General features: G+C 70.3%; 12 protein-coding genes. 5 read left to right on the forward strand and 7 right to left on the reverse strand.

The features are described 5' to 3' along the window. Position 1: 1 nt before the first annotated feature. The 5 genes from ACW14X_RS03385 to ACW14X_RS03405 all read right to left on the reverse strand — a co-directional run bounded on the left by ACW14X_RS03385 (position 2) and on the right by ACW14X_RS03405 (position 7,541). Entirely contained in the window at positions 2 to 910 is a 909-nt protein-coding gene (locus ACW14X_RS03385) for a 1-phosphofructokinase family hexose kinase (RefSeq protein WP_457164717.1), read from the reverse strand. Then, positions 907 to 1,848 (reverse strand): ROK family protein, encoded by a 942-nt coding sequence (locus ACW14X_RS03390; RefSeq protein ID WP_457164718.1) that lies wholly within the window; start codon positions 1,846 to 1,848, stop codon positions 907 to 909. Before ACW14X_RS03390 ends, ACW14X_RS03385 begins: the two co-directional genes overlap by 4 nt. A gap of 4 nt (positions 1,849 to 1,852) precedes the next feature. Further along, the gene (locus tag ACW14X_RS03395) at positions 1,853 to 2,773 is read right to left on the reverse strand and encodes an SIS domain-containing protein (protein WP_457164719.1); all 921 of its coding nucleotides are present in this window, start codon (positions 2,771 to 2,773) and stop codon (positions 1,853 to 1,855) included. A gap of 91 nt (positions 2,774 to 2,864) precedes the next feature. Then, the gene (locus ACW14X_RS03400) at positions 2,865 to 3,647 is read right to left on the reverse strand and encodes a DeoR/GlpR family DNA-binding transcription regulator (RefSeq protein ID WP_350720624.1); all 783 of its coding nucleotides are present in this window, start codon (positions 3,645 to 3,647) and stop codon (positions 2,865 to 2,867) included. A 45-nt stretch (positions 3,648 to 3,692) separates the two neighbouring features. Continuing rightward, on the reverse strand, positions 3,693 to 7,541 hold the full coding sequence (locus tag ACW14X_RS03405; protein ID WP_457164720.1) for an endo-alpha-N-acetylgalactosaminidase family protein: 3,849 nt from the start codon (positions 7,539 to 7,541) through the stop codon (positions 3,693 to 3,695). Between the two features lie 105 nt (positions 7,542 to 7,646). Here ACW14X_RS03405 and ACW14X_RS03410 point away from each other — a divergent pair, with 105 nt between their 5' ends. The 3 genes from ACW14X_RS03410 (at position 7,647) to ilvD (ending at position 11,905) form a co-directional block, all read left to right on the forward strand. Continuing rightward, a complete protein-coding gene (locus ACW14X_RS03410) occupies positions 7,647 to 9,413 on the forward strand; it encodes a glycoside hydrolase family 35 protein (protein WP_457164721.1) in 1,767 nt (588 codons plus the stop codon). A gap of 42 nt (positions 9,414 to 9,455) precedes the next feature. Further along, entirely contained in the window at positions 9,456 to 10,100 is a 645-nt protein-coding gene (locus ACW14X_RS03415; RefSeq protein ID WP_457164722.1) for a hypothetical protein, read from the forward strand. Between the two features lie 110 nt (positions 10,101 to 10,210). Further along, the gene (gene ilvD / locus ACW14X_RS03420; protein ID WP_457164723.1) at positions 10,211 to 11,905 is read left to right on the forward strand and encodes a dihydroxy-acid dehydratase; all 1,695 of its coding nucleotides are present in this window, start codon (positions 10,211 to 10,213) and stop codon (positions 11,903 to 11,905) included. Here ilvD and ACW14X_RS03425 read toward each other — a convergent pair. Then, positions 11,895 to 12,056, reverse strand: coding sequence for a helix-turn-helix domain-containing protein (locus tag ACW14X_RS03425; RefSeq protein WP_457164724.1), 162 nt, complete (start codon positions 12,054 to 12,056; stop codon positions 11,895 to 11,897). The genes ilvD and ACW14X_RS03425 overlap by 11 nt on opposite strands. Continuing rightward, on the reverse strand, positions 12,053 to 12,700 hold the full coding sequence (locus tag ACW14X_RS03430) for a hypothetical protein (RefSeq protein WP_457164725.1): 648 nt from the start codon (positions 12,698 to 12,700) through the stop codon (positions 12,053 to 12,055). Before ACW14X_RS03430 ends, ACW14X_RS03425 begins: the two co-directional genes overlap by 4 nt. A gap of 9 nt (positions 12,701 to 12,709) precedes the next feature. Here ACW14X_RS03430 and ACW14X_RS03435 point away from each other — a divergent pair, with 9 nt between their 5' ends. Both ACW14X_RS03435 and ACW14X_RS03440 read left to right on the forward strand, forming a co-directional pair. After that, complete coding sequence (locus ACW14X_RS03435) at positions 12,710 to 13,084, forward strand: DUF4345 domain-containing protein (protein WP_457164726.1); 375 nt, start codon at positions 12,710 to 12,712, stop codon at positions 13,082 to 13,084. A 98-nt stretch (positions 13,085 to 13,182) separates the two neighbouring features. Continuing rightward, positions 13,183 to 13,665, forward strand: coding sequence for an NUDIX hydrolase (locus tag ACW14X_RS03440; RefSeq protein ID WP_350720637.1), 483 nt, complete (start codon positions 13,183 to 13,185; stop codon positions 13,663 to 13,665). The last annotated feature ends 93 nt before the right edge of the window (positions 13,666 to 13,758 follow it).

Below are 13,758 nucleotides of genomic sequence, written 5' to 3' on the forward strand. Positions count from 1 at the left end.
GTCAGTCTTCCTCGTGGTCGATTCGGCTGACCCTGACGTCGGCCAGGAACGTTGCGTACGCGTCGCGGTCGATCTCGCCGGCGACCGGGGTGACCACCGCGGCGGCGCCGAGCGCGGCGGCGTCGCGCAGGATCTCCGGCCACGGCCTGCCGTGGGCCATTCCGCGGGCGAGACCGGCGGCGGCCGCGTCGCCGGCGCCGGTCGGGTTCCCGGTGACCCCGGCGGGCGGGCTCACCTCCCAGCAGCTGCCGTCGGCGTACGCGACCAGCCCGTGGTGACCGCGGGTCAGCACGACCGGGCCACCGTGGCGGGTCGCGAGCTCGGTGACTGCGCCGGCGGCGTCGTCGAGGGGCCGGCCCAGCAGGCGCGCGGCCTCGTCCTCGTTGGGAGTCAGGACGGCGCCGGTGCCGACCGCTGCGGCCAACGCCGCGTCGTCGAGATCGAGAAGCACCGGTACGCCAGCGGCGGCCGCGAGCCGCGCGATCCGTGCCGGGAGGTCGGTGGGCACGCCGGGCGCGAGGCTGCCGGAGACGACGAGCGCCGTCGCCCCGGCGATCCGATCGGCGAGGAGGTCGAGCAGTCGCTGGTCTGCTCCGGGGGCGGCCTGCCTGCCGGGCTCCCACAGCGAGGTCGTCGAGTCGGCGACGACGACCAGCGTGCGGCGTACCTCCTCCAGCTCGGGCAGGAAGGTCGATGGCAGCTCCCGGGCGAGAGCTTCGCCGAAGTCGTGGTCGGCGAGGCCGACGGCATGGGTCGGCTCGCCGAGCTGGTGCAGCACCCGGGCGACGTTCACGCCTTTTCCACCGAGCCGGCTGGTGACCTCGGCGACCCGATGGACCTCGCCCACCCGCAGCCGGGGCAGCCGGTAGGTCACGTCGATCGCCGGGTTGAGCGTGACGGTGATGATCATGCGTCCGTCCCCGTCGATGCCAGGGCCAGGCGCGCGGCGCCGACCAGGCCGGCGCGGCCGCCGAGGGCGGAGAGGCGTACGGGCGGGACCGCCGTGACACCGGCGCGCTCGCGCATCCGGGCCTGCAGCGGTTCGAGCAGGTAGCCCCTGGCCTCGGCGACGCCACCGCCGAGGATGATCTCGCCCGGCGCGAGCAACGCGCCGACAGCGAGGAAGCCGTCGGCAAGGGCGGTGATCGCCTCGGACCAGACCTCGGCCGCGAGCCGATCGTGCTCGGTCCGCGCGACCAGCTCGGCGACGCCGGTGATCCTGGTGTCGCCACCCAGCGAGGCGTATCTCTCCAGCATGCGGCGGGCGCCGGCGCGCGACTCGACGCAGCCGCGCAGCCCGCAGGTGCACGGCGGCCCTGCCGGGTCCACCACCAGGTGGCCGAGCTCACCGGCCTGACCGGAGGCACCGACGATCGGCCTGCCCTCGACGTACGTCACCGCGGCAACACCCGTCCCGAGCACCGCGACGAACGCCGAGGCCGGCGAGCCGGCGTCGGCCCAGATCGCACCCGCGGCGGCAGCCGTGTCGTGCGAGACCGCGACCGGAAGGCCGAGCCGCTCGGCCAGCGGCGCCGCCACCGGCGTGTCGACGAGACCGAGGTTGACCGCCTTGAGGGAGGTCCCGGTCTCCGTGTCGACGATGCCGGGAAAGGCGACCCCGACACCGGCGACCTGCGTCCTGGCCGCGGGGCTCAGGCCGGCGAGCAGCTCCTCACCCAGCTGCGCGATGTCGTCGAGCACGGCCGGGCCGGTGCGGGTGGCCACCCGCGACTCCGCCAGCGACACGTCGCCTGAGCCGACCACCGCTCCGCGCACGGAGGTGCCGCCGACGTCGAACGCGAGGGCGAGAGCTCGCTCCGCGGCTGGTTGCGTAGGAGACTCGCTCATCGCTTCACTCGGGGTCGGCAGCAGCCGGGTTCAGGATGATCGAGCGGGTGAGGTTGCGCGGTGCGTCGGGGTCGAGACCGGCCCGACGGGCGCGCTCCACGCACAGCAGATGCACGCGCACCAGGTCGGCGAGCGGGTCGATCTCGTGGTGCACGAGGTCGGCGCCGGTGACCGCGACGTCGTCGGCGAAGCCCGGCACCAGGTCACCGAAGGCCCACACGACCCGGCCGGGGGCGCTGATCGAGAGCGGGCCGTGGCGGTACTCCATCATCGGGTAGGACTCGGTCCACAGCTGCGCGGACTCCCGGAGCTTGAGCGCCGCCTCCTGCGCGACTCCGTTGGTCCAGCCGCGGCCCACGAAGGTGAGCTGCTCGGCGGTCAGCGCCGGGCCGTACGCACTCTCGCCCGCGTCGATGATCTGCTGGGCCTGATCGGCGGCCAGGCTCAGGTCCTCACCGAGGTGCCAGCGGAGCAGGGCGAGCGTCGTGGTCGCGAAGCGGGTCTGGACCACCGACTTCTCGTCGATCTCGGGCATGAGGATCGGCTCGGCCAGCTCGAGGGCCGGGGTGCCGGGCGAAGAGGAGATCACCGTCGCCGGGATCGTGCCCCGGATCCGGGCGAGCAGGTCGACGACCTCGGTCGTGGTCCCGGACCGAGTGATCGCCACCAGCCGGTCGTAGTCCCGGTCGAGCCGGGCCTCGGTCGGCGTCCAGGCGTCGGTGATGCCGTGACCCTGCTCCTCGCGCAGCGCGGCGTACGCCTGGGCCATGTAGAGCGAGGTCCCGCAGCCGATGACCGCGACCTTCTCCCCCGCCTTCGGCAGGGCGTCGGCCGATCGTTCGGCGGTGCTCCTGGCGGCCAGCCAGTTGGCGGGCTGCGTCGCGATCTCGGCTGCGAGATGCGTCGTCGGTGCAGATGCGGTCATGGTCTCGGGTCACCCTCCGATGTGTTGCCGGCTGGACCCGAATCATCCAACGCGCTGCGCGTTTCTGTCAATAAAGCACCACAAATGATCATTATCGCTCAGTCGTGACGATGATCTCCGTCCCGCCGTCGGTCAGTGCCTTCGCGAGCGACTCCGGCACCGGCTTGTCGGTGACGAGCATGGAGACGCAGGAGAGGTCGCGGATGCGCGCGAAGGTCGGATGCTCGAGCTTGGTGCTGTCGGCCACGACGATGGTGCGCTGCGCCGCCGCGATGAAGTCGGCGCTGATCTTGGCCTCGGCCGGGTGGATCGTGGTGAGCCCGGCCCGGGTGCTGATGCCGTCGACACCCAGGATCGCGGTGTCGATGTGGATCTTGGACAGCACCCCTTCGCTCAGCGGGCCGACCAGCTCGTAGGACTGGGTGCGCGCGGCCCCCCCGGTCACCACGATGTTGACGTTGGGCCGGATCGAGAGCTCGTAGGCGATGTTGAGCGCGTTCGTGACCACGGTGATGCTGTCGTCCTCGGCCAGGTCGGGGTGGCGCCCGATCGCGCGGGCCACCTCGCTGGTGGTCGTGCCGCCGTTGAGCGCGACCGTCTCGCCCGGCACGAGCAGGTCGGCGACCGCGGTCGCGATCGCCCGCTTCGCGTCGGCCTGGCGACCGATCTTGTACTGCAACGGCAGCTCGTACGCCGATCCGAGCGCGGTCGCGCCGCCATGTGTCCGGGTGACCAGCCGCTGGTCGGCGAGGTGCCCGATGTCGCGGCGGGCGGTCGCCGCCGAGACACCGAGCGCGCTCTCCACCTCCGCGATCGACACGTGCCCGTGCTCGCTGATCAGCTCGAGCAGCTGGTTGAGTCGCTGTTGTCTCATGGGCCCCCTTCCTGGGTCCCGGACAGCCTACGCAGGTCCGGCCTCTCAGGGGCCGCAGTGGAAGGTCGCGTCGGCCCAGTCGGCGTGGTCGTTGCCGTTCCCGTCGCCGGCATCGCCGGCCACCAGGTCGACATAGTCGGCACCGGTGACGTCGGCGGTGATCGGAACGGTGGCACTGACCGGCCCCAGGGTGCCGGTCTCGGCGACCGTCGTCCCGTCCGCGACGACGGAGAACCTCACCGATCCCCGCGACGTCTGTACGTCGTCCACCCCGACGTCGGCGGTGAAGCTGGTGCAGTTGCCGGCCAGGTAGTAGCGCACCTTCGAGACCGCATGCGCCCCCAGCCCCTTGGTGTAGACCTTGCCGGCGAGCGTGATCGGCCCACCGTCGCCGGCAGCGTTCTCCCCCACGCTGGTGTCGCGCTCGACCGGTCCCCAGCCGTTGGTGGCCGAGATCCAGCCGAGATCGCTGGCGTAGGTGTCCGCGGTCGGCGGAGGCGGCGCGGTCTGCACCGTGGCCGAGCGGGTCACCGTGCGCGTCTCGCCACCGACGTCGTACGTCGCAGAGCCGGTGAGCTGATAGCTCGACTCGGCCGCGTCGGCCGGCGGCGTGACCTTCCAGGTCACCGCGTGGCTCTCCCCGGGAGCGAGCGAGTCGAATGCCGCCGGCGTGGTGGCCTCGGCCGTCCAGCCCTCCGGCACCTCGAGCCCGACCTTTCCGGCGCCGGTCTCGGACGCCTCGTCGCTGGTCAGCGTGGTGGTGACCTCGGTGACCGCGCCCGGCAGCAGCTTCTCCTCGCCGGCGTCGACGGCGAGGGTCGCGCAGGCCGGCAGGTCAGCGGCCGCACCGAGGTCCTCGACGGTGAAGTCGTCGATGCTGATGTCGCCGTTCGCGCCGTTGTCGTCGGCGGTCCGCAGACCGACCCAATAGTCGCCGCAGCCGCCGGCGACGAACTCCTCGCTGAACCTGGCCGTCTCGACCTGCTTGCCGATCGGGCGGGCAGCGACCTCGACCGAGCGCGGCTCGCCGCTCGCGACCGAGTCGTAGCCGGTGACCCACTCGTAGTCGTCGGCCCGCTCGGTCTGGTGGTCGAAGGAGACCCGGTAGCGATGGCCGGGCTCGAGACGTACGGTCTGCGGGACGGTGCGGTAGACGAGGCCGCCGTTCTCGGCATGCGACTTGAGCGACCACTCGCCGCTGATCACGTCGTCGGTGACCTTGCCGTTCCAGCCGCGCTGCGTGTACGGCTCGTGCCGCTCGGCCAGGTGGGTGCGCGGGTCGGTGACGCCGCCCGAGGTGCCCTTGACGAACGGCGACCAGCCCTGGACGACCTCCTCGAAGTCCTCCTTCACGATGACGTTCGCGCCGGGCGCGGCCGGCAGGTCGCGCTCGACCGCGACGACGCGTACGTCATCGAGGCGGACTTTCGCCGATCCCGCGTCCGCGGAGATCCTGACGGTCGCGGCGCCGTCGCCGCCGACGTCGAAGGGCACCTCGACCCGCTGGAAGTAGGTGCTGTGCAGCTCGTCTGCGGCGACCAGGTTCTTCGCGGTCGAGCGCTCGACGCGTTGGGCGTAGGTCTTGCCGCCGGAGGTGACGGCGACGGTGGTGGCCCGGCTCCGGCCGGGCTCGACCTCCACCCAGACACCCAGCGCGTTACGTCCGCTGCGCAGGCCGTTCAGTCGCTGGCTGATCGCGGCCCTGCCGCCGGCGCCCAGGACGGCGACCTGCTGACCGGTCGAGGTCCGCCCGGTCGTGGCCGGGCCGCTCGGGTGCCAGGCGTCGAGGTCGCCGGCGTTGAAGCCGGGGTCGGCGACGTGGCTGCCCTGACCCCACTGCGGCGTGGGCGAGCCGCCGGGAGCCTTGGTCAGGACGTACGCCGTCCCGGCCTTCGCATCGAGCGTGACCTTGCCGGCTCGGACCGGCACGCTGCCCGCCGCGACCCGGCCCTGCTCGGTGAGCTCGTAGACGTTGAGCCGGCTGCTGGTGCTCCACGCGTCGGTCAGGCTCCACGTGGTCCGGCCGCCGTCGGTGTTGTGGTGGTAGAGCTTCGCGTCGTCCTTCCACGGGAGGAGGTAGGCATCGCCGTCGAGCACGAGGTCGCCGTCCTGATAGATCTTCCGGGTCGCGTCGGTCTGGCCGGTGTTGACCACGCGTACGCCGCCGTCCTGGACGATCTCGTCGCGGCTCCAGCGCAGGATCGGGTTCTGCTGCAGATACTTGGTCGGCAGGTTCGTCTGCCAGATGTTGTCGTAGAAGGCGTCGACGTCGTTCTCGCCGGTCCATCCCTCAAACTCGACGATCTCGGTGTGCCCGAGCAGCTTGTGCGGGTTCCAGGTGTCCTTCTGCCCGTTGCGTACGAACCGGATCATCTGGCTGTTCAGGCCCTTGTTGGTGGCGCCGCCGTAGGACTCGTCGTTGGCCCAGTGGGACCAGAGCGCGTCCTCCTCGAAGTGGTAGGACCACTCGGTGCCGAGGTTCCAGCCCTGCCCGCGCAGCTCGTGGGCGAGGCGCTCCTGCAGCCAGCCGAAGGAGTAGTAGACGTCGATGTAGAGGAAGTCGAGGTTCGGGTGCGTCTCGCGGCGCAGCTGGGCGAAGCGGTCGACGATGTTCTTGGTGGCGAGGTCGGTGCGCTGGTCGATGTAGTAGGACTGGTCGATCCAGTCCCAGCCGGGACTGCCCTCGTTCACGAGCGTCTCGTTGAAGGTCTTGGCCTCGGGGTAGGCCTCGGTCGCGTTCACGTGGACGCCGAAGTCGGCGCCCCACTTCTCGCCCGCACGGACCAGGGTGTTGAGGTCGTCGAGCCCGCCGGCGCGGGTGTTGTAGTTGCCGCCGTAGTCGGGGTGCGCGGAGTCGTGGCCCTCGGAGCCGTACCCCTTCAGCACGGCCAGCTGACCCAGCCCGTCGGTGGCCAGCGAGACCCGCTTGACGTCGTCGAGCGTACGCAGGAACGGGTGGGTCGCCTGGCTGGCGAAGTTGAACGGGATGTGTGTGACCACCCGCTCGGGGGTCTCCTCCGCGCCGTTCATCGGCCGCTGGATGTCGCGCAGCGCGATCGCGCCGTCCTGCCAGTCGACGGCCTGGTCACCGTTGGCGTCGGGGGTGACGGTGACCTTCGCCCACGGGAGCTCCTCGGTGTAGGGCGAGCCGGTCGCCCGGTAGGTCCACTGGCCGCTCCACAGCCCGACCCGGCGACCGCTGTCGGTGGCGCTCACGCTGCGCCAGATCCGGCCACGCTCGTTGGTCGAGTCGCCGCCGCTCTGGTCATAGACCGAGTTGGTCTCGATCGCGGCGGCGAGCTGGTCGGTGTCCACGATGGCGTACGCGGATCCGACCGGCTTCTCGGTCGTGGCCAGGTCCGCGGTGACCTCGGTATGGGTGTCGCCGTTGGTGGTGCGGTCCGCGCTCACGACGGCGGTGTTCACGGTCGCGCCGGCCTGGTCCGAGCTGACCGAGAGGAGATCGTGTCCGGGGATGTCGAGGGTGCCGACCCGGTGCTCGTCGGTGTCGGTCACCTTGGTGACCGCGAAGGTGACGACGTCGCCGGCCACCTCGAGCTTCGCGTCGAGCTCGACGCCGGGCAGGTCGGCGAAGGTCAGTCGGTAGGTCGCCGTGTCGGAATCGACCTGCGTGCCGGTCACGGTCGCCGTGTGCGCGGTGCCGTTGATCCGTACGGCGGTCGGCGTTGTCGTGGCGCCACCGATCTGGCCACCGGCGGTGTGCCGGTAGCCGAGCACGGCCGGGAAGTCCTCGGCTACGCGCACGCTCAGCACGGGCGAGGTCAGCGTGAAGCCGCCGCCTGCGGGGGCGGCATGGCTTTCGGGCGCGATGGCGGCCACGCCGGCGAAGGCCGTCACGGACGCGAGGAGGGCTGTGGGGAAACGCTTCGGCATCGTGACTCCCGAGGGTGGGGGTGGGCCTGACGAGGTCCGACCATCATGCAGAGTTTTGCGCGGATTGGCTAGGTTGTGCTCAAAAGTTGTCATAACCTCGGGCGAGTGATCCCCACCTTGACCTGGCGCGCCGGCGAGTTCCTGAAGCACGGTGTCCCCCACCGGATCCTGTCCGGGTCCATCCACTACTTCCGCATCCACCCGGACCTGTGGGAGGACCGGCTGCGGCGGGTCGCGGCCACCGGGTTCAACACGATCGACACCTACGTCGCCTGGAACTTCCACGAGCAGGACGAGGGATCCCCGGACTTCACCGGGCCCCGCGACCTGGCCCGCTTCGTCACGATCGCCGGCGACCTCGGGCTCGACGTGATCGGGCGCCCCGGCCCCTACATCTGCGCCGAGTGGACCAACGGTGGGCTCCCGTCGTGGCTGACCGCGCGCACTCGCGCACCGCGCAGCAGCGATCCGGTCTACCAGGACGCCGTCTCACGCTGGTTCGATGTCCTGCTCCCCCACCTCGTCCCGCTCCAAGCCGGTCACGGCGGGCCGGTCGTGGCGGTGCAGGTGGAGAACGAGTACGGCTCCTACGGCGACGACGCCGCCCACCTCACCTGGCTCCGGCAGGGGCTCCTCGACCGTGGCGTCACCGAGCTGCTCTACACCGCCGACGGCCCGACAGAGGTCATGCTCGACGCCGGCATGGTCGAGGACACGCTCGCCGCGGCGACCTTCGGAAGCCGCGCCGAGGAGGCCCACACGATGCTGCGATCACGACGGCCCGGCGAGCCCTTCCTGTGCGCCGAGTTCTGGAACGGCTGGTTCGACCACTGGGGCGAGAACCACCACGTACGCTCCCCGGAGAGCGCCGCCGCGACGCTGCGCGAGATCGTCGACCTCGGCGGCTCGGTGAGCGTCTACATGGCACACGGCGGCACCAACTTCGGCCTCTGGGCCGGCGCCAACCACGACGGTCGCCGCATCCAGCCCACGGTCACCAGCTACGACTCCGACGCCCCGGTCGGCGAGGACGGCCGGGTCTCGGAGAAGTTCAGCCTCTACCGCGAGATCCTGGCGCCCGCCACCGGGCGCACGGTCGACGCACTGCCCGCGCTGCCGCCGGATCCGCTGCGCCACGGGTTCTCGTCGGCGCCGCTGTCTCCTGGCACCGACCTCCTGTCCCTGGTGACCCGCGGGCCGGCGACGCGCGCGGCGGGGCCGCTGAGTTTCGAGGAGCTCGGCGTCGACGCCGGTCTGGTGACGTACCGCTCCTCGGTCACGCTCCCCAGCCACGACGTCCAACTCACCGTGCGTGGACTGCACGACAGGGCGTACGTCTTCCTGGACGGGCGCGCCCTCGGCCTGCTCGAGCGCGACGACGCCGAAGCCGCGGTGCTGACGCTTCCCGGTCTCGGCGCGGTCGCCGAGCTGACCCTCGTCGTCGAAGCGCTCGGCCGCGTCAACTACGGCCCGCTGCTCGGCGAGCACAAAGGGATCCTCGGCGGCGTCCAGGTCGACCGGCGCCTCGTCCACGGCTGGGACCACCACCTCGCACCCCTCGACCGCTGGGCCCTCGATGACCTCGACGGACTCACACACGCCGTCATCGACGCCGAGGCGCCCGTCGACGGCTGGCTCGCCGTACCCGGCGACGGAGACCGCTTCGTCTGGCTCAACGGCACCCTGCTCGGCCGCCTATGGAGCCGAGGCCCCCAACGCCGCCTCTACGCTCCCGCTCCCCTCTGGCGCACCGGCGCCAACCAGATCGCCATCCTCGACCTCACCCACCCCGCGACGTACGTCGAGGTCCACCCGGACCCCGACTTCGGGCCGACCGAGGAGTACATCGAGTCTCTGCCGACCGGGACATAAATCCACAGGCTGACGCGCTCGTAATCAGCAAGAATGCGCTACGTGCAAGCGCTGAAGGTCGAAGCAGTCGTCGAGGTCGGTTATGACCAGGGGTTCACCTTCTGGCCCACGCTCGGGACCGGACGGCTCGGTCCCGTCGCATTGTCCGGTGATCTCAACGACGAGCAGGTCGGATCTGTCGTCCAGGCGATCCTCCACTGGTTCTACTGGGATGAGAAGAATGAGGCTGCCGCGTCCATCCCGGTATACCTCGGTCGGGTCGCCGCTGCATTGGCCAATAGCAACGACCCCACCCGCCCGCTCGCCTTCGGTGGTCCCTCCTTCGCCGACGTAACCTCAGGAACGACCATGCTTCCCGGCTGCTGCGTCTCTCTCGACGAACGCAGCGAGGTGTACGACGTCTTGGCCGGCGAGTCAGCCGGCGCGTGGCTCGGACATTCGCCGGACACCGGTCTGACCGTCACAGACGGACGAGTCGTCATCACCCAAGATTTCGACGACGGAACGAGCGCACGGATCGATGCCGCCCCAGAGGCCGTCGAGGCTGCCCTCGCCACCATGGAAGCCGACGTCGACGGGTTCTTGTCCAAGTTGCGTCCCTGGGCGGCGCGCCACACACCCGGGTACGAAGACGAAGTGCTCGCAGCGATCACCGAGGCCGTCGTGATCGAGGTCCGCGCGGCATAGTGCCCGTATCCAGAGCTGGTCGACGACGACATCCCCGAACCGACCGCTGGTCCGAGCAGGGCAAGCGATGCTCACCGCTTCAAGGTCATCGCGGAGATAGCCTCGTACATGTGAACTCACTCAGCCCCGACACACCTGACATCAAGCCCAGGTCGCGCGCCGTCACCGATGGCCTGGAAGCCACCGCTGCCCGAGGCATGTTGCGGGCCGTCGGCCTCGGAGACGACGACTTCGCGAAGCCGCAGATCGGCGTCGCGTCGTCGTGGAACGAGATCACGCCGTGCAACCTGTCCCTCGACCGGCTCGCAAAGGCGGTGAAGAACGGCGTCCATGCGGCCGCCGGCTATCCGCTGGAGTTCGGCACCATCTCCGTCTCCGACGGAATCTCGATGGGCCACGAGGGCATGCACTTCTCGCTGGTCTCGCGCGAGATCATCGCCGACTCGGTCGAGACCGTGATGAGCGCCGAGCGGCTCGACGGCTCCGTGCTGCTCGCGGGCTGTGACAAGTCGCTGCCCGGCATGCTGATGGCGGCTGCTCGGCTCGATCTCGCCTCGGTGTTCCTCTATGCCGGCTCGACCATGCCCGGGCAGGTCGACGGCCGCGACGTCACGATCATCGACGCCTTCGAGGCGGTCGGGGCCTGCATCGCGGGGAAGATCAGCCGCGACGAGGTCACCCGCATCGAGAAGGCGATCTGCCCTGGCGAAGGTGCCTGCGGAGGCATGTACACCGCGAACACGATGGCTGCCGTCGCCGAGGCGATGGGCATGTCATTGCCCGGTTCGGCCGCTCCCCCCGCGGTCGACCGCCGACGCGACGGCTTCGCCCACCGCTCGGGCGAAGCGGTGGTCGGGCTGCTGCGCAAGGGCATCACCGCGCGCCAGATCATGACCAAGGAAGCCTTCGAGAACGCCATCGCCGTCGTGATGGCCCTCGGCGGTTCCACCAACGCCGTGCTGCACCTGCTGGCCATCGCCAACGAGGCCGAGGTCGACCTGACTCTCGACGACTTCACCCGGGTCGGCGAGAAGGTCCCCCACCTCGCCGACCTCAAGCCGTACGGCAAGTACGTCATGAACGACGTCGACAAGATCGGCGGGATCCCGGTCGTGATGAAGGCGCTCCTCGACGCCGGCCTGCTCCACGGCGACTGCCTCACAGTGACCGGGAAGACCATGGCTCAGAACCTCGCGGAGCTGAGCCCGCCCGCGCTCGATGACGAGGTGATCCACTCCTTCGAGCGGCCGATCCACCGCACCGGTGGTCTCACCATCCTCAAGGGCTCGCTCGCTCCCGAGGGCGCTGTCGTCAAGACGGCCGGCTTCGACGACACCGTCTTCCGCGGCACTGCCCGGGTCTTCGACGGCGAGCGGGCCGCGATGGACGCCCTCGAAGCGGGGCTCATCGTCGCGGGTGACGTCGTGGTCATTCGTAACGAGGGCCCGAAGGGCGGCCCGGGCATGCGGGAGATGCTCGCCATCACGGGAGCCATCAAGGGCGCTGGTCTCGGCAAGGACGTCCTGCTGATCACCGACGGCCGGTTCTCCGGAGGAACCACGGGTCTCTGCGTCGGTCACATCGCCCCAGAGGCAGTCGACGCCGGCCCGATCGCCTTCGTCCGCGACGGCGACCCCATCGTCCTCGACGTCGTCAACCGCACCCTCGAGGTCGAGGTGGAACCCGAGGAGCTGGAGCAGCGGAAGGTCGGCTGGGAGCCACTCCCCTCGAAGTATCAGCGCGGAGTGCTCGGCAAGTACCGGCGTACGGTGCAGTCGGCCGCGGTCGGCGCTGTCACGAGCTAGTCAGCTGCCCCATCACGACGATCCGGAGCTGGTTGGCGAGCAGCTGCGTGGCGGTGAGTCCGAACATCGCGCGGAAGGTGTCGCTGAAGTGGCTCGGGGAGGCGAACCCCGCGTCGCTGGCGGCCGTCGAGAGATCCGCACCCTGACTCACGGCCGCGGCGGCGTACCGCATCCTGGCCCAGAGAGGCGGTAGCGGCGAAAGCTGGTGCCCGACTCAGCCGAGAACAGGTGCAGGAAGCGCGACTGGGAGAGGTTGACCGCGGCGGCCAGCTCCGCCGCGCTCCCCCGCTCGCCGGGTCGGTCGCGAAGCAGCTGCATCATGGCGCGGATCCGCTCGTCGGTCGGCTCGGCCTCACCGGCATCGAGCAGACGTCGTCGCAGCATTTCCGGATCCGTGACCGGCCCCTGGCTCCAGTCCGCGATCAGCGCCGCCTCGTCGCGATGGTCGTACGCGATCGTGCTCGTCCGGTCGGTCATCTGCCCGAGCAGGCGCGCCGTCGCCGATGCGCCGGGGTCGACGTAGAAGAACAGCATCGTCTGCTCCTCCCCCGCGACGATCCGATGGGACGTACGCGCAGGGATCAGCGCGCTCCGCACCCGCCGTGGCTCGGCCTGCCCTGATCGCAGCAGGAAGGGAGCGTCCAGGCCCAGCGCGAAGCAGGTGACCGACCCGGAGTGCGTGCCCAGCCGCAACGACGGGCCCCGGTACGCCGCATGTCCCGACCAGAGCCAGACCGTCGGCCGCGCGTCGTCGCAGCACGAATCCGGAAGCGGCTCGCTCGCCATGCGCGTCATGATCCCACGGTGAACACCGTGGCCAGCCTGACCATCGCCGTCATCGGCGTCTTCTTCCTCGCGATGGGGACGTACGCCCTGGTCACCCCGAGCGCCCTCGCCGCCCCGTTCCACCTCTCGGCGAAGACGCCCGAGTCGCGATCGGAAATCCGCGCGGTCTACGGCGGGTTCGGCATCGCGATGGCCGCCGTGCTCGGCGTCGCCGCCCTCGACATCGGCGACATCCGGACCGGCGCCGTGACCGCCGTCGGCCTCGCCCTGATCGGGATGGCCGGCGGCCGACTCATCTCTCGCCTTCTCGATACCCCCGCAGGTTTCTATCCGATCTGGTTCTACTTCGGGATCGAACTCGTGGCCGGCACGGCCCTGCTTGCGTGCGTTTGACCTCGGCAAATTCGGCTATGCTCGCCACCGTGGGATCTCGGCCGACAATGGACACGTCTGTACATCCGCCACGCCCTCGCGCCCCTGGCGGGAGCCGCATGGCCCGACGAGTCGACTGGCACAACGATCCCTCGGCGCCCGAGGTCAACAGCATCCGACCCAGCGCTGGCGCCTTCGTGCTCGACGACCCGGGCAGGATCCTGCTGATCCGCCGCGATGACACCGGCAACTGGACCATGCCCGGCGGGGCGATGGAGCCCGGTGAGTCGCTGACGGCTGCCGCGGTCCGCGAGACCTTCGAGGAGACCGGCATCACCATCGAGGTGACCGGCCTGATCGGGATCTGGACCGACCCCCGCCACCGCATCGAGAACACCACCAACGGCGAGGTACGCCAGGAGTGCTCCATCATCTACGCCGGCCGCTACCTCGCCGGCGAGCCCACCCCATCAGCTGAGAACACCCACGCGGAATGGGTGTATCCCACGATGGTTCCCAGCCTTCAGATGGACCGCAGCCAGCGCGTGAGGATCGACTGGGCCCTCAACCGCAACTTCCCCCACCTCGATCCCAACCCCTGATCATCGGAACGCTTTCTCCGACTTGCAGCAGGTCAGCCACATTTTCAGCCACCTCCGAGTCTCGATGGCGCCGGATCAGGCGCGCCCGCTACA

Source organism: Nocardioides sp. YJ-D4 (assembly GCF_054031495.1).